Annotated in this window: 22 protein-coding genes; 20 read left to right on the plus strand and 2 right to left on the minus strand. The window is 63.0% G+C overall.

The annotated features are described in order from the left end of the window. Positions 1 to 150: 150 nt before the first annotated feature. The 15 genes from ACESY8_RS15000 to ACESY8_RS15070 all read left to right on the plus strand — a co-directional run bounded on the left by ACESY8_RS15000 (position 151) and on the right by ACESY8_RS15070 (position 14262). Complete coding sequence (locus tag ACESY8_RS15000; protein WP_009259661.1) at positions 151 to 339, plus strand: YlcI/YnfO family protein; 189 nt, start codon at positions 151 to 153, stop codon at positions 337 to 339. Beyond that, positions 329 to 625, plus strand: a complete 297-nt coding sequence (locus tag ACESY8_RS15005) for a hypothetical protein (RefSeq protein WP_054339454.1) — start codon at positions 329 to 331, stop codon at positions 623 to 625. Before ACESY8_RS15000 ends, ACESY8_RS15005 begins: the two co-directional genes overlap by 11 nt. A 173-nt stretch (positions 626 to 798) precedes the next feature. After that, complete coding sequence (locus tag ACESY8_RS15010; RefSeq protein WP_009259660.1) at positions 799 to 1983, plus strand: DEAD/DEAH box helicase; 1185 nt, start codon at positions 799 to 801, stop codon at positions 1981 to 1983. Between the two features lie 95 nt (positions 1984 to 2078). Then, positions 2079 to 2285, plus strand: coding sequence for a PspC domain-containing protein (locus ACESY8_RS15015; RefSeq protein WP_007491850.1), 207 nt, complete (start codon positions 2079 to 2081; stop codon positions 2283 to 2285). Between the two features lie 82 nt (positions 2286 to 2367). After that, positions 2368 to 2664: an MGMT family protein gene (locus tag ACESY8_RS15020; RefSeq protein ID WP_054339453.1), complete on the plus strand. Its 297-nt coding sequence runs from the start codon at positions 2368 to 2370 to the stop codon at positions 2662 to 2664. A gap of 75 nt (positions 2665 to 2739) precedes the next feature. Then, a complete protein-coding gene (locus ACESY8_RS15025) occupies positions 2740 to 3651 on the plus strand; it encodes a DUF2156 domain-containing protein (protein WP_009259658.1) in 912 nt (303 codons plus the stop codon). 32 nt (positions 3652 to 3683) lie between these two features. Next, positions 3684 to 4562, plus strand: a complete 879-nt coding sequence (locus ACESY8_RS15030; protein ID WP_054339452.1) for a GNAT family N-acetyltransferase — start codon at positions 3684 to 3686, stop codon at positions 4560 to 4562. 397 nt (positions 4563 to 4959) lie between these two features. Further along, positions 4960 to 5910: an ABC transporter permease gene (locus ACESY8_RS15035; RefSeq protein ID WP_007495147.1), complete on the plus strand. Its 951-nt coding sequence runs from the start codon at positions 4960 to 4962 to the stop codon at positions 5908 to 5910. Positions 5911 to 5912: 2 nt separating this feature from the next. Continuing rightward, the gene (locus ACESY8_RS15040) at positions 5913 to 7241 is read left to right on the plus strand and encodes an ABC transporter permease (protein ID WP_054339451.1); all 1329 of its coding nucleotides are present in this window, start codon (positions 5913 to 5915) and stop codon (positions 7239 to 7241) included. 18 nt (positions 7242 to 7259) lie between these two features. Then, positions 7260 to 8312, plus strand: coding sequence for an ABC transporter ATP-binding protein (locus ACESY8_RS15045; protein ID WP_007495151.1), 1053 nt, complete (start codon positions 7260 to 7262; stop codon positions 8310 to 8312). Continuing rightward, complete coding sequence (locus ACESY8_RS15050) at positions 8305 to 9339, plus strand: ABC transporter ATP-binding protein (RefSeq protein WP_007495153.1); 1035 nt, start codon at positions 8305 to 8307, stop codon at positions 9337 to 9339. The genes ACESY8_RS15045 and ACESY8_RS15050 overlap by 8 nt, the downstream gene beginning before the upstream one ends. 639 nt (positions 9340 to 9978) lie before the next feature. Next, positions 9979 to 11703 (plus strand): peptide ABC transporter substrate-binding protein, encoded by a 1725-nt coding sequence (locus tag ACESY8_RS15055; RefSeq protein WP_054339528.1) that lies wholly within the window; start codon positions 9979 to 9981, stop codon positions 11701 to 11703. 163 nt (positions 11704 to 11866) lie between these two features. Beyond that, positions 11867 to 12748 (plus strand): transporter substrate-binding domain-containing protein, encoded by an 882-nt coding sequence (locus tag ACESY8_RS15060; RefSeq protein WP_009259655.1) that lies wholly within the window; start codon positions 11867 to 11869, stop codon positions 12746 to 12748. Positions 12749 to 12866: 118 nt separating this feature from the next. Then, positions 12867 to 13553 carry an amino acid ABC transporter permease gene (locus tag ACESY8_RS15065; protein WP_044944705.1) on the plus strand — a complete coding sequence of 229 codons (687 nt, stop codon included), beginning with the start codon at positions 12867 to 12869 and terminating at the stop codon, positions 13551 to 13553. Continuing rightward, positions 13540 to 14262: an amino acid ABC transporter ATP-binding protein gene (locus ACESY8_RS15070; protein WP_009259653.1), complete on the plus strand. Its 723-nt coding sequence runs from the start codon at positions 13540 to 13542 to the stop codon at positions 14260 to 14262. Before ACESY8_RS15065 ends, ACESY8_RS15070 begins: the two co-directional genes overlap by 14 nt. 58 nt (positions 14263 to 14320) lie before the next feature. Here ACESY8_RS15070 and ACESY8_RS15075 read toward each other — a convergent pair whose 3' ends face one another. Both ACESY8_RS15075 and ACESY8_RS15080 read right to left on the minus strand, forming a co-directional pair. Next, entirely contained in the window at positions 14321 to 16012 is a 1692-nt protein-coding gene (locus ACESY8_RS15075; protein WP_044942611.1) for a DAK2 domain-containing protein, read from the minus strand. A 37-nt stretch (positions 16013 to 16049) separates the two neighbouring features. After that, positions 16050 to 16400 carry an Asp23/Gls24 family envelope stress response protein gene (locus tag ACESY8_RS15080; RefSeq protein ID WP_007495170.1) on the minus strand — a complete coding sequence of 117 codons (351 nt, stop codon included), beginning with the start codon at positions 16398 to 16400 and terminating at the stop codon, positions 16050 to 16052. A 220-nt stretch (positions 16401 to 16620) separates the two neighbouring features. Here ACESY8_RS15080 and ACESY8_RS15085 point away from each other — a divergent pair, with 220 nt between their 5' ends. The 5 genes from ACESY8_RS15085 to ACESY8_RS15105 all read left to right on the plus strand — a co-directional run bounded on the left by ACESY8_RS15085 (position 16621) and on the right by ACESY8_RS15105 (position 20664). Beyond that, entirely contained in the window at positions 16621 to 16815 is a 195-nt protein-coding gene (locus tag ACESY8_RS15085; protein WP_009259650.1) for a hypothetical protein, read from the plus strand. Between the two features lie 156 nt (positions 16816 to 16971). Then, entirely contained in the window at positions 16972 to 17499 is a 528-nt protein-coding gene (locus ACESY8_RS15090) for a DUF1836 domain-containing protein (RefSeq protein WP_009259649.1), read from the plus strand. 43 nt (positions 17500 to 17542) lie between these two features. Then, positions 17543 to 18415 (plus strand): DegV family protein, encoded by an 873-nt coding sequence (locus tag ACESY8_RS15095; RefSeq protein WP_044942613.1) that lies wholly within the window; start codon positions 17543 to 17545, stop codon positions 18413 to 18415. Beyond that, the gene (gene prmA, locus ACESY8_RS15100) at positions 18415 to 19362 is read left to right on the plus strand and encodes a 50S ribosomal protein L11 methyltransferase (protein ID WP_054339527.1); all 948 of its coding nucleotides are present in this window, start codon (positions 18415 to 18417) and stop codon (positions 19360 to 19362) included. The genes ACESY8_RS15095 and prmA overlap by 1 nt, the downstream gene beginning before the upstream one ends. 144 nt (positions 19363 to 19506) lie before the next feature. After that, positions 19507 to 20664, plus strand: a complete 1158-nt coding sequence (locus ACESY8_RS15105; protein WP_054339526.1) for a diphosphate--fructose-6-phosphate 1-phosphotransferase — start codon at positions 19507 to 19509, stop codon at positions 20662 to 20664. The last annotated feature ends 39 nt before the right edge of the window (positions 20665 to 20703 follow it).

Below are 20703 nucleotides of genomic sequence, written 5' to 3' on the forward strand. Positions count from 1 at the left end.
CCCTTGTAGGGGCGGCCTTTATGGCCCCCCGCGGGCGACCACAAGGGTCGCCCCTACGCGGAGAGGAGCGGCCATGCTTTACGACTTGCCTTACAATATGTAGTGCTTACAAAGCCCACAGATTGCCATACAGTAGAGATGGTGATTTGTATGGGAAGAAAATTTCAACTGCCCTCCATTCCGGAGACAACGCCCAAGAACATACGTTTTCCCAATGAAATTATTCAGCAGGTGGACGAGGTGATCCAGGGGACGAACGTGACGTTTTCCCGCTTTGTAATTGAGGCGACGCGGGTGGCGCTGGAGAATATGAAGGAGGACGGGGAAGATGGTGAATGACTGGGAATCGGCCTTTGAGACGTGCCCGCCCTACGGCGAGGGAAAGGGGGCCTATGGTCCCGAGGACACGGCCCTTTTGACGGAGATGGAGCGCACGCTGGAGAAGCTGCTGCCCTGGCTGGAGGCGGAGGGGGTTTACCTCCTGAACGAGTATCTGGAGGTCTACCGCCGCTATGCCCGCCGGAGCAGCCGCTACTACTTTTACCGCGGGAGCCTCTACGGGGCCCGGGAGGCCCTGGAGATCTGGGCGGAGAAGCACGGCGGGGACGGCGGCGCACTTGCGTAATGGGCGGGGCTATGATATAGTATTGGCGCGAGACAGGCCGGAGCCGCTTCCGGCCGATGGATTTGAGGTCGCGCCCCCGCGGTGAGGCGGGCGTTTGGGTACGAAACGGGGTTTCGGCTGCCTGTGGGGACCTTGAATCAGGCAAAACGAAACGAAAGGATGTTTGTACCCGAATGGAAATCAACGGCGAGCAGGTGAACGGGACCAAAACCTACGCGGAGCTGGGGCTGTCCGAGGCCATCATGAGGGCCATTGAAAAGAAGGGCTATGTCCAGGCCACCCCCGTCCAGGCGGGGGCGATCCCCTATTTCATGGAGTGGAAGGATGTCATTGCCAAGGCCCCCACCGGCACGGGCAAGACCTTTGCCTTCGGCATCCCCATGGTGGAGCACATCGACCCGGAATGCGCCGACGTGCAGGGCCTGGTGCTGGCCCCCACCCGGGAGCTGGCGGTGCAGATCCAGGAGGAGCTGCGGGATCTGTGCGAGTTCAAGGAGGGGGTGCGCACCGTCTGCCTCTACGGCGGGGCCCCCATCGACAGGCAGATCAACACCCTGAAAAAGAAGCCCCAGATCGTGGTGGCCACCCCCGGCCGCCTCATGGACCACATGAAGCGCCGTACCGTCCGGCTGGACAAGGTGCAGACCGTGGTGCTGGACGAGGCAGACCGGATGCTGGACATGGGCTTCGTGCGGGACGTGACCCGCATCCTGGACCAGCTCAAGCACCGCAGAAACCTGGGCATGTTTTCCGCCACCATCAGCCGGGAGGTCATGGACATCTCCTGGGTGTACCAGCGGGATCCGGTGGAGATCACCGTCCGCCCGGTGGAGGAGTCCAAGCCGGACATCACCCAGTACCGCATTGATCTGGACGGCCGGGAGCAGAAGCTGGACACCATCGCGGCCCTCATCACCCACGGGGAGTACGAGCGGGCCATCGCCTTCTGCAACACCAAGAACATGACCGACCGGCTGGCCGGCCTGCTGAAGATGCGGGGCATCTCCTGCGAGGCCATCCACGGCGACATTCAGCAGCGCATCCGGGAGAAGACCCTGGAGAAGTTCAAGCGGGGCGAGATCAAGGTGCTGGTGGCCACCGACGTGGCCGCCCGGGGCCTGGACATCGACGACGTGGACGCGGTGTTCAACTACGACGTGCCCGACGAGCTGGAGAACTACACCCACCGCATCGGCCGCACCGGCCGGGCCAAGCGCCACGGCGTGGCCTACACCTTCATCGCCACCATCACCGAGGGCATCCGCATGGATGATATCGTGCGCAACACCAAGGCGGAGGTGCAGCGGCTCAGATACGACGCCGACGGCTGCCTCATGCTGGTGGAGGACGGCAAATAATTTTCATGGATTTTTAAGAAAGCCCGAAGGACTTTTTAACCCCTCCCGTGGTATCCTATGTCCAGAATTCGAAATCACCTCGGGAGGATTTTCAGATGAACGAGACAAAAAAGCTGTACCGGCTGGATCACGGCGCTCTGGCTGGCGTGTGCGGCGGCGTGGCCGAGTACTTTAATGTGGACGCCAACCTGGTGCGCCTCATCTGGGTGGCGCTGTGCTTCGCGGGCACCGCAGGGCTGTGGCTCTATGTGGCGGCGGCCCTGCTGCTGCCCAAGAAGAGCCAGGTCTACCCCGGCTGGTGAGGACAACGGAAAATACGGTACGGCGGCCGCCCCTCGGGCGCCCGCCGTGCTTCTGTTATCGGTATTCGGAGGAGGCATTGACATGAATTTTTATGAGCGGGTCTATGAGCTGGTCCGGCGCATCCCGGCGGGGAAGTGCGCCTCCTACGGGCAGCTCGCCCTGATGCTGGGCAATCCCAGGGCCTCCCGGGCGGTGGGCTACGCCATGCGGGCCTGCCGCACGCCCGGCGTGCCCTGCCACCGGGTGGTGCGTGCCGACGGCTCCACCACCCCAGCATTTGGCCCCGGCGTCCAGCGGGCGATACTGGAGGCAGAGGGGGTGCCCTTCACCGCCGACGGCCGGGTGGAGCTGGGCGGCTGCCGGTGGGACGGTGCCTGACGGGTTTTGCTTGCCATTTGCGGACGGGCGTGATATCATTTCGGCATACTAGGAATTTAAGGAGACGAAACCTGCATGATCGAATTCCATGCGCCCACCCCGGCGGACAAGGCCTGGGTGGATGAACTGCTCGCCCGGGGCAACTACCGGGGGTGCGACTATAACTTTACCAATCTCTACGTCTGGAGCCGGGCCTATAACCAGCGCATCGCCCGGGTGGACGATTTTCTGGTGACCCATGTGTGCGGCCGCCTGGGGTGCAGCTATATGTACCCTGCGGGCTCCGGAGACATTGCTGCCGTCATCCGTGCGCTGGAGGCCGACGCGGCGGAGAAGGGGGAGCCCCTGCGCCTGGTGTGCCTCACGCCCCGGCAGATGGCGGAGCTGGAGGAATTTTTCCCCGGCCGGTTCGCCTACACCGCGGACCGGGACGGCTACGACTACCTTTACGAGGTGGAGCGGCTGGCCGAGCTGGGGGGCAAGAAGCTCCACGCCAAGCGCAACCACATCAACCGCTTTGTAGAGAACAACCCCACCTGGACCTACGAGGAGATCACCCCGGCCACCCTGCCCGAGTGCCTGGAGATGGACAAGGAGTGGTACCGCCGCTCCCTCCAGCGGGAGGGAGACGCCGAGGAGCGGGATCTGGGAGACGAGGGAATTGCCCTGCGCACCGCCATGGAGCACTATGAGGAGCTGGGCCTTGAGGGCGGCCTCATCCGGGTATACGGCGAGGTGGTGGCCTTCACCATCGGTGACAGGCTGTCCGCCGACACCTACGACGTGCACTTCGAGAAGGCCTACGGCGAGCTTCAGGGGGCCTACGCCATGATCAACCGGGAGTTCGCCCGCTGGGTGCGGGCCCGCCACCCGGAGATCCGGTACCTCAACCGGGAGGACGACATGGGCGTGGAGGGCCTGCGCAAAGCCAAGCAGAGCTATTACCCCGACCTGATGGTGGAAAAGCACACGGCGGTTATGAAGTGACGGTTTTTGAAGCGATAAGAAAGGAGCAGCTTATGTTGGAGATGCGTCCCGGCCGTCCGGAGGAGGTTCCGGCCCAGAAGGCGCTGTGGAAGGCGGCCTTCGGGGACGAGGGCCGCTATATCGACTGGTTCTACGAGTGCTGCGGGGCCTCAGCCGACGTTCTTGAGGTGGTGGAGGAGGGGCGGCTGGCCTCCATGCTGGCCCTGCTGCCCCAGACGTTGACCCTGCCCGGCGGCGGAACCGCCTCGGGCTGGTATATCTACGCCCTGGCCACCGACCCCGGGGCGCGCAGCAAGGGCTACGGCCGGCAGCTTCTCCGCTTCGTGGACGGCTATCTGGCCGAGCGGGGAGCGGACTGCGTTACCACTGTGCCCGCCGAGCCAAGCCTGTTCAAATTCTTCGGCACAGTGGGCTTTGCGCCCTGCTTTTCCACCCGGAAGCTGGAGCTGCTCAAGAGCATGCTCCAGCCCGCGGCGGAGGGCGACCGGGCAGAACCCGTGGAGCCGGGGGAGTACAACGCCATCCGGCGCCGCCTGCTGGAGGGGGCACCCGCCGTGGACTACCCGGAGGAGCTGATCCGCTACCAGCAGGGCATGGGCCGCCTGTCGGGGGGCGGGCTGTACCGGTTGAGCGTGGACGGCGCGGAGGGCTGCGCCGCCGCCGAGTACACCGACGGGGAGAGTGTGCTGTTCAAGGAGCTGCTGCTGTCCCCGGACAAGATGGGCCGCGGGCTGGCGGCGCTGGAACGGGTGCTCCCCGGGGCGCGCTGCTATGTGCGCACCCCTGCACTATGGGATGGCATGAAGGGTAGCTACCTCCAGCCCTTCGGTATGATTAAGTGGTACAGCGCCGAAAAGCGGGCGCTCTGGGGGGAGGGCACCCACGGCTATATGGGCCTGGGCTTCGACTGAGCGGAGCCCATGGCGGGCGCGGACATCGGTCCGTGCCCGCCTTTTTGCAATTTATGCAGAAAAGCGATTCAAGCGGTGGGAATTGCATGCCCGGCCGAAATTGCATAAAAAGGGCGAATAGGTGAATAATATACGGAATATTTAAATTCCACACTATGAAAAAAGGCGGTTTTTTGGCTGGCACAACTCGAAAAGCGTCTGACAGCGAAATAATATGTGGACAGATAAGCGGAAAATTGTCTTTGTATGAAGGGCACATGCAAGATTAGGGGGAGTTTCCATCAAATTTGGAGGGCCATACTCTTGACGCATGGGACAAATTACGATAAAATGGAGAAACGCTTACGATGGGGCAGTTTCGATTGCGTGAACAGAGAATAATATGGGAAGTGAAAGAATGGCAAAATACATTGTGAAACGGGTGATCATGGCCCTCATCACCATTCTGGTCGTTGCCTGCGTCACCTTCGTCCTGATGATGTCCGTGCCGGGCAGCCCGTTCAACGACGAAAAGATTACGCCGGAGCAGAAGGCGGCCATGGAGGCCAAGTACGGGATGGACGACCCCCTTGGGGTTCAGATGCTGCGCTACCTCAAGGGAGTCATCGTGGACCAGGACTTCGGTGTCTCCCTGAAGATGCAGAAGGACCGTCCGGTGCTGGACATCATCACGGAGAAGTTCCCCCTCTCCGCAAAGATCGGCGTCATCGCTCTGGTATGGGCCGTGGCGGTGGGCATACCATTGGGCTGTCTGGCGGCCTACAACCGGGGAAAATGGGTGGACAGCGTCTTACGGGTGGTGTGTACCCTGGGTGTGTCCATGCCCGGCTTCGTGGTGGCCACCTTCCTGCTGATGCTTTTCTGCAATGATGGGGCGCCCTTTAAATTCATGGGCATCAACGTTATTTTTGACGCCTCCCAGGGGGCCAAGGCCTACCTGATGCCCTGTCTGGCCCTGGGCCTTTACCCCATGTGCTATATTGCCCGCCTGACCCGCTCCTCCATGCTGGACGCCCTGGGCCAGGACTATATCAAGACCGCGCGGGCCAAGGGTCTGCTGACTCCCAGGATCATCTTCAAGCACGCCCTGCGCAATGGTGTCATCCCCGTCATCACCTACCTGGGCCCCCTGACCGCCTTCACCCTGGTGGGCGGCTTCGTGGTGGAGACTGTCTACACCATTCCCGGCCTGGGACGCTATCTGGTGCAGTCCGTGCAGAACCGCGACTACTTCATCATCATGGGCACCACCATCTTCCTGGCGACCCTGGTGGTCATCATGAACCTGGTGGTTGACATCCTCTACCGCGTGGTGGACCCCCGCATCGATCTGACGAAAGGAGAGTAAAAATGGCAGAGAAACAGAAAAAAGCTGTCTTTGGCTCCCTTCAGCCCGATGTGGACCCCCTGCTGGAGCTGAACGACCTGACGGCGGCGGACTTCGCCCCGGCTACCAGCGGGGAGAAGGAGGACTTCATCCAGCAGCGCAAGAGCGTATCCTACTGGGCGGATGCCTGGCGCCGCCTGCGCAAGAACGTGGTGGCCATGGTGGCCCTGGGCGTGATTGTACTGTTGGTGCTGTTCGCTTTTGTTGGCCCCATGCTGGTACCCTACGGATACGACCAGTTCAACGCCGGCGCAGAGAACCTCTACCCCTGGCATTACTCCCTTGAGGCCCAACAGGCCTATAAGGAGGCCACCTCCTCCCAGGACCCCGACGAGGCCGTTGCCGCCGCTGAAGCGGAGGCGGCCGCCCGCGGCGAGGAGCTCAGCAGCAAGGACAAGGCGCTCATCCGCGCCCAGGCCAAGGCCGGCGGCGGCGCCGAGTACGAGGGTATGAGCGAGGAGGAGATCTACAAGGCCCTGGGCTACTCCGCCCAGCCCTTCGGCTACTCCAACGACGAGCTGCAGCGCATCGCCGACGGCGAGAAGGTGTTCCCCCATGTGTTCGGCACCGACCGCTACGGCCGCGATATCATGGTGCGCACCATGTTTGCCACCCGGGTGTCCATGATCATCGGCCTCACCGCCGCGCTGATCGTGCTGGTCATCGGTGCGCTCTACGGCTCCATCTCCGGCTTCTTCGGCGGTACGGTGGATGTGGTCATGCAGCGCATCGTGGACGTTATCTACTCCCTGCCTGATGTGCTGATCATCCTGCTCATCGCCACGGCCATGAGCCCCCATGTCACCCAGTTCATCACCGACCACCAGGGCTTCTTCCTGGCGGAGTTCTTTAAGAAGGTGGGCCCCAACCTGATGGGCATGTTCATTGCCTTTGCCTGCCTGTATTGGGTGGGTATGAGCCGCATCATCCGCGGCCAGATCCTCACCCTCAAGAAACAGGAATACGTGACCGCGGCCCGTGCCCTGGGCGCCTCCAGCGGCCGGATCATCAAGCGGCACCTGCTGCCCAACTGCATCGGCCAGATCGTGGCCACCACCTGCCTGCAGATCCCGTCCGCCATCTTCACTGAGTCCTTCATGTCCTTCCTGGGCGTGGGCGTGCTGGCTCCCCTGACCAGCCTGGGCTCCATGTGCTCCGACGCGCTGGGCGGCATCAGCACCTACCCCTACCGTTTGATCATTCCCGCCATCATCATCAGCATTATGATCCTGTCCTTCAACCTGTTTGGCGACGGCCTGCGGGACGCCCTGGATCCCCGTCTGAAGAAATAAGAGAGGAGGAGACAATCAATGGAACAGAACGAAAAGTCCGGCAAGCTGCTGGAAGTCAAGGATCTGCGGGTCTCCTTCTTTACCCCCGCGGGTGAGGTCAAGGCCGTCAGCGGCATCAGCTATGACCTGGATTACGACGAGGTTATGGGCATTGTGGGCGAGTCCGGCTCCGGCAAGAGCCAGGAGGCTTACTCCATCATGGGACTGCTCCAGTCCCCCGGCAAGGTCATCGGCGGTTCCATCACCTTCGAGGGCCGGGATGTCCTGGCCTTCAGCAAGAAGGAGATGGCCTCCTTCCGGGGCAGCGAGGTGGCCATGATTTTCCAGAACCCAATGACCTGCCTCAATCCCGTTTACACCGTGGGCAACCAGCTCATCGAGGCCCTGCGGGCCCACGACAAGAAGATCTCCAAGGCCGACGCCGCCAAGCGGGCCATGGAGATGCTGGAGCTGGTGGGCATCAACAACGTGGCCAAGCGGATGAAGCAGTACCCGCACGAGTTCTCCGGCGGCATGCGCCAGCGTGTTATGATCGCTATGGGCCTCATCTGCCACCCCAAGCTGTTGATTGCCGACGAGCCCACCACTGCTCTGGACGTGACCATTCAGGCCCAGATTCTGGAGCTCATGAAGGAGCTCCAGAAGAAGACTCACATGGGCATTATCTTCATCACCCACAACCTGGGCGTGGTAGCTGAGATCTGCGACAAGGTCTCCGTCATGTATGCCGGCAAGATCGTGGAGCAGGGGCCGGTAGACGACATCTTCTACAAGCCCGGCCACCCCTACACCGTGGGCCTGCTGCGCTCCATGCCCCGCGTGGACGCCGAGAGCTATGAGCGGCTGATCCCCATCGAGGGTACGCCCGTGGACATGCTCAATCCCCCCGAGGGCTGCCCCTTCGCCCCCCGGTGTGAGCATGCCATGAAGATCTGCCTGCAGAAGATGCCCCCCTACGTGGAGCTGGGCGAGGGCCACCGCTCCGCCTGCTGGCTGCGGGTGCAGGATCAGCTCGACAAGGCCGGACAGGAGAAGCCGGTACAGGATCAGGAGGTGAGCGGCCGTGAGTGAGAAGAATGACATCCTGGTTCAAGTGGACCACCTGAAAAAATACTTTCCGGTCAAGGGCGTTCACGGGCCCGGCGTCCAGGCGGTGGAGGACGTGTCCCTCTTTATCCGCCGGGGCGAGACCCTGGGTCTGGTGGGCGAGTCCGGCTGCGGCAAGACCACCCTGGGCCGAACCATTCTCCAGCTCTACACCCCCACCTCCGGCCGCATCGAGTACGGCGGCGAAACCATTTTCGAGGGACAGGATCCCTGGCCCGCCGGTGAGAACGGTGAGAAGCAGCACGTCAAGGTTCCCAAGTGCAGGCAGGTCAATATGCTGCCCTACCGCCGCAAGATGCAGATTATCTTCCAGGACCCCTCCGCCTCTCTGGACCCCCGCATGACAGTGGGCGAGATCATCGGCGAGGCTCTGGACATCCATAAGCTCTGCTCCTCAAAAGCCGAGCGCACCGACCGGATCAAAGAGCTGCTGGGCATGGTGGGCCTGAACACCGAGCACGCAAACCGCTATCCCCACGAGTTCTCCGGCGGCCAGCAGCAGCGCGTGGGCATTGCCCGCGCCCTGGCAGTCAAGCCCGAGTTCATCGTCTGCGACGAGCCCATCTCCGCTCTGGATGTGTCCATCCAGTCCCAGGTGGTCAACATGCTGGAGGACATGCAGCAGGAGCTGGGCCTGACGTATCTGTTCATCGCCCACGACCTGTCGGTGGTGCGCCATATCTCCAACCGCATCGGCGTCATGTACCTGGGCTCCCTGGTGGAGCTGGCCGAGAGCTATGAGCTCAACAAGAATCCTCTCCACCCCTACACCAAGACCCTGCTTTCCGCCGTTCCGGTGCCAGACCCCGAGGTCAGCCGCCAGCGCCAGCGCATCGTGCTGGAGGGCGATATTCCCTCCCCCATGCACCCGCCCAAGGGCTGCCGGTTCCACACCCGTTGCCCTTACGCCACCGACAAGTGCAAGGAGGCCGTGCCGGAGTTCAAGGAGCACGCGCCCGGCCACTGGGCCGCGTGTCACTTGCTGGGGTAAGCGAGGTTCCAGCACAGTGGTTTTGCCGACGGCGGGGGCAAGCCCCCGCCCTACGTGACGGTCGGTTTCGGTCCCCCTCGGAGAGCGGAGGGGGTATCGCGCCGCAGGCGCGTATCCAGGGGGAACTGGTTCCCCCTGGAAGGCGCGGCTTTGGAGCGAAGCGACACATTTCCCGCAGGAAATGTCCGCGCCTTTACTGGGCTGCGTGTCACCTGCTGGGGTAAGCGAGGTTCCGGCACAGTGGTTTTGCCAGCGGCGGGGGTATCCCGCCGCAGGCGCGTGTCCAGGGGGAACTGGTTCCCCCTGGAAGGCGCGGCTTTGAAGCGAAGCGACACATTTCCCGCAGGAAATGTCCGTGACTTTACTGGGCTGGCTGTCATCTGCTGGGCTGATTTCAGAGCCTTGCCGTGATTTGAAGCAGACAGTATCTGGTAAAGTGCGGCTTTACAAAGCGTCTGCCATGTGCTATAATGTAGACTATTAAAGACAAATGTATTTTTACAATGGACAGGGGTACCCCTGTCCGGGGGGGGGGGGGGCCCGCTGCCCCGAAACGGGGCAGCGATACATAGTGTATCAATGCTTTTGGGCATTTTGGTACAAAATAGAGGATCACAATTGATTGGAGGTACAAAGCGAATGAAGAAGAGCAGAGTCCTTGCTCTGGGCCTGACCGCTGCGCTGTCCGTGTCCCTGCTGGCCGGCTGCGGCACCGGAGATACCCAGACCACCCCGACTCCCGAGGGGAGCACTCCCGTGGAGACCGGCACCACCGGTGCTGCGAACGAGCTGAACGTGTGCTTCGCGTCCGAGCCCGAGACCATGGATCCCAGCATGAACCGTACTGTGGACGGCAACGTTATGATTACCCACCTGTTTGAGGGCCTCTACAAGTGGGTGGACAGCGATCCCTCCGGCGACGGGCGCAACGGCGCTACCGCCGTGCTGGAGCCCGGCATGGCCGCCGAGGAGCCCACTGTCACTCCGAATGAGGACGGTACCTATACCTACACCTTCAAGCTGCGTGAGGATGCCAAGTGGTCTGACGGCCAGCCCGTGACCGCCAACGACTTCGTGTACTCCTGGCGCCGCCTGGTGGATCCCGCCACCGCCTCTCCCTACAACACCATTATCGCCATGGTAAAGAACGCCAACGAGATCATCGCCGGCGAGCTGCCCAAGGAGGAGCTGGGCGTCGCCGCTCCCGACGAGCACACCTTTGAGGTCACTCTGACCTACAACTGCCCTTACTTCCTGGACATCTGCGCGTTCCCCAACTGCATGCCTCTGCGTGAGGACATCGTGGAGGGCAACGCCACCTGGACCCAGGATCCCAGCACCTATGTGACCAACGGCGCGTTCAAGATGGCCTCCTGGACCCACGACGCCGAGATCGTCATGGTGCCCAACGAGAACTACTATGACGCCTCCAGCATCACCCTGGAGAAGCTGACCTTCAAGCTGATGGACGATGCCAACGCCCAGCTCACCGCGTTCAAGAACGGCGACCTGGACTACATGCAGAATCCTCCCCCGGATGAGCTGGCCACGCTGCTGACTGACGGCACCGTGATCCCCGGCGACTATCTGGGCAGCTACTACGCCTGCTTCAACAACACCAAGGAGCCCTTCAACGATCCCCTGGTGCGCAAGGCTTTCTCCCTGGCTATCGACCGCAACTACATCGTGGAGCAAGTGACGCAGGCCGGCGAGATTGCCGCTGACGCCTGGGTGCCCGTGAGCGTGGTAGACGCCGAGGGTACCTCCGGCGACGATTTCCGCACCGTGGGCGGCAGCTACTGGAGCGTGTCCAAGGACGACTATGAGGCCAACTGCGAGGAGGCCCGGAAGCTGCTGGCCGAGGCCGGTTATGAGAACGGCGTGGGCTTCCCCGAGACCACCTACCTGTACAACACCGACGACAAGCACCAGGCCGTGGCCGAGGCCCTCCAGTCCATGTGGAAGAACGTCCTGGGCGTTGAGGTCACTCTGAATAACCAGGACTGGAACGTGTTCCTGGAGACCCGTTCCAAGGGCGACTACAGCATCTGCCGCAACGGCTGGATTGCCGACTACAACGACCCCGTGTCCTTCCTGGATATGTTCATGACCGACAACGGCAACAACGACGCTCACTACTCCAACGCGGAGTACGACGCCATCATGACCAAGGTCCTGAGCGACTCCGACGCTGCTGGCCGTATGGAGCTGATGCACCAGGCCGAGGATCTGCTCGTGGGCGAGGACCAGGCCATTGCCCCCCTGTATTATTACTCTCAGCCTTACATGGTGGCGGACGATGTCCACGGCATGTACTACACCCCGCTGGGCAACTTCCTGTTCTTCCACGCTACCAAGGGTTAAATTCCTCTCTGATTGGACAAAAGGGCGGAGCCGCATGGCTCCGCCCTTTCTTTTTTGTGTGCTTTGACGAATGAATAAATATTGCATTTTTATGAATATGATGTATAATAAGAACATCAAAAAAGCCCACGCAGGGCACACAAGGAATAGGAGAGAATGCACTATGAAAAGTAAGAAGCTGGCCGCCCTCGGCCTGACCGCAGTTCTGTCCCTCGGTCTGCTGACCGCCTGCTCCGGAGGCAGCGACGACACCAACGAAACCCCCGCCGGCAGCACGCCCCCTGTGACAGAAAGCGGCGCTCCCGCCGCCGACAGTCCCGCCAACTGGACCTCAGTGGCCGACCTGGAAGGCGCCAAAATCGCCGTTCAGGAGGGCACCACCGGCAATGATGTGGCCTCTGCCATCCCCGATGCCGAGGTCAGCGCCTTTAAGGCCGTGGCTCAGTGCGGCATGGAGCTGATCAACGGCCGCGTGGACTGTGTAATCGTGGATACCCACCCCGCCCAGTCCCTGGTAGACGCTAACCCCGATAAGCTGATGGTGCTGGACTTCCCCGCCTCCGAGGAGACGGAGACCTACGCCATCGCCACCCAGAAGAACGACACGGGCGCCGCCCTGGCCGAGGAGTTCAACACCGCCATGGCCACCCTCCAGGAGAACGGCACCTTTGACGCTCTGGTGGATAAGTACATCTCCAAGAATGAGGACGCCCAGCTCCCCGAGCTGAAGACCGTGGAGAACCCCAAGGGCGCCCTGGTGATGGGCACTAACTGCGAGTTCGAGCCCTTTGAGTACCTGGACGAGAACGGCGATCCCACTGGCTTCGACGTGGGCTTTGCTCAGTACCTGTGCGCCGAGATGGGCTATACCCTGACCATCGAGAACATGGACTTTGACGCCCTGATCCCCGCCCTCCAGTCCGGCCGCATCGACTTCATCGCCGCCGGCCTGACCCGGGACGAGGAGCGGGAGAAGAACGCCAACTTCACCGACGGCTACTACGAGGCCATCCAGTCCATCGTGGTCGCCAAGCCCGCCGCGTAATTTACAGCATAAACCAGTCAAACGGGAAAGCCTGCGCCGCCCTGTGCGGAGCAGGCTCTCCTGCGCCACGCGCACATTCCAATTCTGAACAAGGAGGCAGAGACTTTCCGTGGATATTATGAACGGACTCCTCGGCTTCGGGGATAAACTCTACCAGGCGTTCCTCGTGGAGGATCGCTGGCGGCTCTATCTGGACGGCCTGGGGGTCACCCTGGGCATCACTCTGGGCGCCATCTGCATCAGCACGGTGCTGGGCATGGTGCTCTGCCTGATGAAAATGTCCCGGCACAGAATCCTGCGCTGGCCCGCCCAGGCCTACATCGATATCATCCGCGGCATTCCTGTGGTGGTGCAGCTGCTGATTATGTACAATGTCGTGCTGCTGAACGTCACCGACAACAAGATGGTGGTTGCGGTCATCGCCTTCGGCCTGAACTCGTCGGCCTATATGGCGGAGATCTACCGCTCCGGCATCAACGCGGTGGATCCCGGGCAGATGGAGGCCGGCCGCTCCCTGGGCCTGTCCAAGGTGCAGACCATGTGGAGCGTCATCTTCCCCCAGGCGCTGAAGAACTGCCTACCCACCTATACCAGTGAGTTCATTGTCCTGGTGAAGGAGACCGCCGTGGTGGGCTACATCGCCCTGACTGACCTGACCAAGGTGTACTCCGCCATTCAGAGCAAGACCTACGACGCCTTCGGCCCCCTGTTCATCATTGCCGTGGCCTATTTCTGCATCACCAAGGTGCTGTCCATCGTATTTTCCAAAATGGAGAGGAGGCTGAGGGAAAGTGATCGCCGTTGAACATCTGACCAAGCGCTTCGGGCGGAATCTGGTGCTGGATGACATCTCCGAGACCATCCGCGAGGGGGAGAAGGTGGTCGTCATCGGACCCTCCGGCTCCGGAAAGTCCACCTTCCTGCGCTGCCTCAACCTGCTGGAGCAGCCCACCAAGGGCACCATCACCTTTGACGGCACCGTCATCACCGACCCCAAGGTGAATATCGACGCCATCCGCCGCCAGATGGGCATGGTCTTCCAGCACTTCAACCTCTTCCCCAACATGACCATCCGCAAGAACATCACCCTGGCCCCGGTCAAGACCAAGCTCATGGGGCAGGAGGAGGCCGACGCGCTGGCCCTCTCCCTGCTGAAGCGGGTCAATCTGGAGGACAAGGCGGACGCCTATCCCAACCAGCTCTCCGGCGGCCAGAAGCAGCGCATCGCCATTGTGCGGGCCCTGGCCATGAAGCCCAAGGTCATGCTCTTTGATGAGCCCACCTCCGCCCTGGACCCCGAGATGGTGGGCGAGGTGCTGGAGGTCATGAAGGAGCTGGCCGACGAGGGCATGACCATGGTGGTGGTCACCCACGAGATGGGCTTTGCCCGGGAGGTGGGCACCCGAGTCCTGTTCATGGACGGCGGCCACATCCTGGAGCAGAACGAGCCCCACGCCTTTTTCGCCAATCCGAAGGAGGAGCGCACCAAGGAGTTTTTGTCCAAGGTGCTCTGATGCAGAAACAAAAAAGGTACGCCCCGCAGGGGCGTACCTTTTTCTTGTTTGCGTGGGCTTATTCGGCGGAGATCATATAGTAATAGACCGGCTGACCGCCGGAGAGCAAGGTGATCTCGGCGTTGGGACAGCACTCGGTAAAGAGCTTGAGGGCCTTCTGGGCCTCCTTCTCGCTGACGTCCTCGCCGTAGAAGATGTTGATGAATTCGGCGCTCTGCTGGGCCTCGGCCTCCGCCAGGCGGCGGAGCAGCTTCTCCAGCTTCCGGTCAGTGCCGAAGAGCTGGTGCTCCGTCAGGGCCAGATAGTCGCCCCGCTTGATGGCAAAGCCGTCGAAGTCGCTGTCCCGGGCGGCGTAGGTAATCTCGGAGGTGTGCACCCGGCCGATGGCCTCCGCCATGGCGGCGCGGTTGTCCTCCACCTCCGCCTCGGGGTCCATCACCATCAGGGCGGAGATGCCCTGGGGGATCGTCTTGGTGGGGAGCACCACCACCTGCTTGCCCTCCACCAGGCGGACGCACTGCTCGGCCGCCATGATGATGTTCTTGTTGTTGGGCAGGACGAAGACCACCTCGGCGGGGGTAGCATCGATCTCCCGCAGGATGTCGTCGGTGGAGGGGTTCATGGTCTGGCCGCCGCTGATGACGCCGTCGGCCCCCAGATCGCGGAACACCGCGGCCAGGCCGTCGCCCGCCGCCACGGCCACCACGCCGTACTTCTTCTCCGGCGGGGCGATCTTCCGTGCCCCGTGATTCCCCTCCAGCTCGGCCTCCACCGCGTCCAGATCGTCGGTGCTCTGGATGTGGCGGCCGGCGGCCAGATCCTCCGCCTGGGTGCGCATGTTCTCAATCTTGGCCAGCTCCAGGGTGCCGTACTTCTGAGCCTCGGTGAGGGCAGCGCCGGGAATGTCGGTGTGGACGTGGACCTTGAAGCAGTCGTCGTCCTCGCCGATGACCAGACTGTCGCCGATGCTGTTCAGATAGGCCTCAAAGGCCTCCAGCCCCTTGTGGGGAGAGGTTTTGCGGACAATGAACACGGTGTCGAAGGTGAAGGTGATCTCCTCCGCGGCAATGGCCGCGTAGTCGGTCTTGCTCTCCACCTTCGCCTCCCCCTCGCTGTCCCCCTCGGGCATGGGCACGCCCCGCAGGGAGTCCAGCATGCCCTGGAGGATCACCAGGAAGCCCTTGCCGCCGGCGTCCACCACACCGGCCTTCTTCAGGACGGGGTTCATCTCGGTGGTGTGCTCCAGGGCGAGCTGCCCCTCGGCGATGGCGGCCTCCAGCACGGCCTCCGGGTCGTTGGGGGTCTGGCGGGCTGCGTCGGCGGCCCTGGCCGCCGTCAGGCGGGAGACGGTGAGGATGGTGCCCTCGGCGGGCTTCATCACCGCCTTGTAGGCGGCGGCCACGCCGAAGTCCAGGGCGATGGCCAGATCGCGGCCGTCGATGCTGTCCTTGTCCTTGACCGCCTTGGCAAAGCCGCGGAAGAGCAGGGACAGAATGACGCCGGAGTTGCCCCGGGCGCCCCGCAGCAGGGCGGAGGCGTTGGTGGCGGCGGCCTCGCCCACGGTGTGGGGCTGCTTCTTGCGCAGCTCCGCCGCGGCGGTGCCGAGGGTCAGGCTCATGTTGGTGCCGGTGTCCCCGTCGGGCACGGGGAAGACGTTCAGTTCGTTGATCTGCTGCTTCTGCAGATTGAGGGAGGCCGCCGCGTGAATCATGGCCTGGGCAAACGACGCTCCGTCAATGCTCTCTCTCATATCGGTTGTTCCTTCCTTTCGATGGGCGCGGGCCGTTTCAGCCGATGACCATGGAGTCGATGCACACATCCACGCTGCGCACCTCGGCGCCCGTGGTGCGGCTGACGATATAGCGAACCTCGCTCATGATGGAGCGGCTCACCGCCATCAGGTTCACCCCGTTGTCCACCATAATATGCAGCTCGATGGAGACGGAGGAGTCCTCGTTGTAAGTGACCTTGACGCCCTTACCCATGGACTCCCGGCGCAGCAGATGCACCAGACCGTCCGTCTTGGAGCGCATCGCCATGCCCTTGACGCCGTAGCAGTTGGTGGCAGCCGCACCGGTGATGTTGGTGAACACGTCGCTGCTGATGGTGATCTCGCCCTTTTCGGTTTGGAGCTTCATGGACGCATCCTTCCTTTCCGTGGGAAAATGCAAGCGTACACCCGCCGGAGCGGGGGCAGAATGGATCCCATTTGTTCTCTTATTGTATTCTATTTTGCCTCAAATTACAAGGGAAAAAAGTTTCAAGAAAGTGGGAGGGGACACTTGTATTTTGCACCGGAAACGTGTACACTGGAAGCATACGGCACAGAGTGTCAACGCAGAAGGAGGCTTTCTGTCCATGAAGAAGTTGTTCGGGGCCCTTGTGAAGCTCTTTTCCCTGCTGGCCGTCCTGGGCGCGCTGCTCTATGCGGCGGTGCTCTACTGGGACAAGATCATGGCCGTGGTGGCCAAGCTGAGAGGCATGCTGCCTGGCCTGTCCACCGCCGCTGTGGACGACTCCGAGGCGGAGGACTACGCCGACTGGGAGATGTAACCGCATCGGGGGCCGCTATGGTCACATAATTTTGTTATGTGACCATAGCGCCCCTTTTTCATGCCCTGCGGGCCTTTACTTACCGAAAACCGATGTGATATAATAACACCAATATTTTGATACGTCATGTTTGAAACCAGAAAGGAGGAGGCGTCCGTGGAGGAAATCCGCGAGCTGAAGGAGCGCCTCGAGCGTGAGCGCCCGGTGGAGTGGGAGGCATTTCCCGACATCGGCCTGTATATGGACCAGCTCATTTCCTATATGCCCCGTCAGCTCATCCACTATGGGGAGGGGGAGAGCCTTACCTCCGCCATGGTCAACAACTACATCAAGGACGGGGCCATGCCCCGGGCCGAGGGAAAGCGGTACTCCCGCACCCACCTGGCCTATCTGACCGCCCTGTGCGCCCTCAAGCAGGTGCTCTCGGTGAAGGACGCGGGGCTGCTGCTGGCTGCCGCGTCGGAGGGGCGGCCGCCCCAGAAGCTGTACGAACAGTTTCGGGAGGAGCTGGACCGGGCGCTGGACGTGACGGCGGGCAGCCTGGACGGCAGCGCCGAGGCGGAGGAGCTGCCCGGCCTGGCCCTGGCCCTCGCTCTGCGCAGCTATGCCGACCGGCTGGCCTGTCAGCGGATTCTGGAACTGCTGCGAGAGCGGCGGCCCCAGCCGGAGAAGAACCGAAAATAACCGGGCGTGCCCGGTATGTGTGAATACTGGAGGTAATTTGCAGATGAATGATTATGTCCTGCTGACCGACTCGTCGGCCGATCTGACGGACGCGCTGGTAAAGGAACTGGGGGTGGAGGTGCTGCCCCTGTCCTTTACCATGAGGAACAAGACCTACCGCAACTGGCCGGACAACCGGGAGATCGACCCGAAGGACTTCTACCGCCAGCTCCGGGAGGGGGAGATGGCCACCACCTCGGCGGTCAATGTGTCCGACTTCACCGAGACCATAGAGCCCCACCTGAAGGAGGGGAGGGACGTGCTGGTGGTGGCCTTCTCCTCCGGCCTGTCCGCCACCTGCCACTCCGCCCAGATCGCCGCCCAGGAGCTCTCCGAGCAGTATCCGGAGCGGAAGGTGTACGTGGTGGACTCCCTGTGCGCCTCCCTGGGCCAGGGCCTGCTGGTGTGGTACGCCGCCCGCATGAAGAACGAGGGCAGGGGCATCGGCGAGGTGCGGGACTGGCTGGAGGAGAACAAACTTCACCTGTGCCACTGGTTTACGGTGGACGACCTCCACTTCCTCAAGCGGGGCGGCCGCATTTCCTCCGCGACCGCCGTACTGGGCACCATGCTGTCCATCAAGCCTGTCATGCATGTGGACGACGAGGGCCACCTGACAAAGGTGGGCACCGCCCGGGGCCGCAATGCATCCCTCAAGGCCCTGGTGGACCATATGGCGGAGACCGCCATCGACCCGGCGGGCCAGACCGTTTTCATCAGCCACGGCGACTGCGAGGGGGACGCCAACAGGGTGGCCGAGGACGTGAAGCGCCGCTTCGGCGTGCAGACCGTGGTGCTCAACAACGTTGGCCCCGTCATCGGCGCCCACTCCGGCCCGGGCACCGTGGCCCTGTTCTTCCTGGGGAGGCACCGCTGATGGAGGACGTGAAGTGGCTGGAGGTGACCCTGGACACCACCGAGGCGGAGCTGGACGCCCTCTGCGCCCGGCTTACCGGCAACGGGGTCACCGGGCTGGCCATCGAGGACGAGGAGGACTTCAAGACCTTTCTGGAGCAGAACCACCAGTACTGGGACTACGTGGACGACGGCCTGCTGGCCCGCATGAAGGGCGTCTGCCGGGTGAAGTTCTACATCACCGACGACGCCGACGGCCGGAAGCAGCTTGAGGGATGGCTGGCGGGCATCGACCAGCCCTATTCGCTCGCCAGCCTGGGGGACAACGACTGGGCCCACTCCTGGCAGAAGTACTACAAGCCCATGCCGGTGGGGGAGAGGCTCTACATCGTGCCCGAGTGGGAGCGGGGAGAGCCCGTCCCGGCGGGGAAGGCGCCCCTGTACCTCAATCCTGGCCTCACCTTCGGCACCGGGAGCCACGCCTCCACCCAGCTCTGCCTCATGGGGCTGGAGCGGTACACCGTCCCCGGAAAGCCGGTGCTGGATCTGGGCTGCGGCAGCGGTATCCTCTCCATCGCCGCCCTGGTCCTGGGGGCCTCCGCGGCGACGGCAGTGGATATCGATCCCAAGGCGGTGGATGTGGCCTACGAGAACGCCGCTCTCAACGGCATCGGGCGGGACCGCTATACCGTGCGGGCGGGCAATGTCCTCACCGACGGGGCCTTGGTGGCCGAGCTGGCCCGGCGGAAGTACGCCCTGGTGCTGGCCAACATCGTGGCCGACGTGATCATACCCCTGTCCGCCAAGGCGGGGGAGTTCCTGGACGCGGACGGGGTGTTCCTGTGCTCCGGCATCATCGACACCCGGGCCGGCGAAGTGGAGGCCGCTCTGGAGCGGAATGGCCTGGCCGTGTTTGAGCGGCGGGAGCAGAACGGCTGGGCGGCTCTGGCCGCCCGTGCGGCCCGGTAGCGGAGTTCAAGAGGGGGGTGCGCGCCAGCCCGGTGCGCATCCCCTCTTCTTTGTCAAAAGGTATGACGAGAAATCCTCCTTGTGGATTCTGGCGGACAGCATTATAATGAGACAAAATGGACTGAAAACGAGGAGGGAACCCCATTGAAGGAGAACCTGATCATCATTCACGGGGGCGGCCCCACCGCCGTGCTCAACTGCTCCCTGTATGGGGCGGTCCGGGAGGCCCAGGCCAGCGGCCTGGTGGAGCATGTTTACGGCGCTGTGGGCGGCACCGGCGGACTGCTGAAGGAGAAGCTGCTGGACTTCGGCTCTGTGCCCGAGGAGGAGCTGGAGCGGCTGCCCACCACCCCCGCCACCGCCATCGGCACCTCCCGGGACGCCCTGGAGGCGGAGGACTACGCCCGCATGGCGGATATCCTGGCGGAGAAGCGCATCCGCTACGTGCTGATGAACGGCGGCAACGGCACCATGGACGCCTGCGGCAAGCTGGCGGCGGTGTGCCGGGACAGGGGGATCTCCGTCATGGGCATCCCCAAGACCATGGACAACGACATCGCTGTCACTGACCACTGCCCCGGCTTCGGCAGCGTGGCCCGCTACATGGCGGGCACGGTGCGGGAACTGGGGGTGGACGTGCGCAGCCTGCCCATCCACGTGGTGGTGCTGGAGGCTCTGGGCCGCAACGCGGGCTGGACCACGGCCGCCGCCGCCCTGGCCCGGGAGCAGGAGGGCGACGCGCCCCACCTGCTCTACCCTCCCGAGCGGCCGTTTCATGAGGACGAGTTCCTGGACAGGGTGGGCGATATGTACCGCAAGCTGGGCGGCGTGGTCGTGGTGGCCAGCGAGGGTCTCCACGACGACGAGGGCAAGCCCATCGTGCCCCCCATCTTCCAGACCGGGCGCTCCACGTACTTCGGAGATGTGTCCTCCCATCTGGCGCAGCTGGTGGTGCGGCGGCTGGGCATCAAGGCCCGCAGCGAGAAGCCGGGCATCCTGGCCCGGGCCTCCATCGCATGGCAGTCCCCGGTGGATGCCGCCGAAGCCGAGGAGGCGGGCCGCGCGGCCTGCCGGGCGGTGCTGGCCGGGGAGACGGGGCAGATGGTGGCCTTCCGCCGCCTGTCCTCCGCGCCCTACCGCTGCGAGACCTTCCTGGTGCCCATCGAGGAGGTCATGCTGGGCGAGCGGGTGCTCCCGGCGGAGTACCTCACCGCCGGCGGCACCGACGTGACCGAAGCCTTCTGCGGCTGGTGCCGGCCCCTGCTGGGGCCGGAGCTGCCGTCCATGGCACGGCTGTTCTGAACCTGCGGTTCCCAATGAACCCGGCCGGAGCGTTTGCTC

This window comes from Clostridium sp. ATCC BAA-442 (genome assembly GCF_964239415.1).
In the GTDB taxonomy this organism is placed as follows: domain Bacteria; phylum Bacillota; class Clostridia; order Oscillospirales; family Oscillospiraceae; genus Flavonifractor; species Flavonifractor plautii.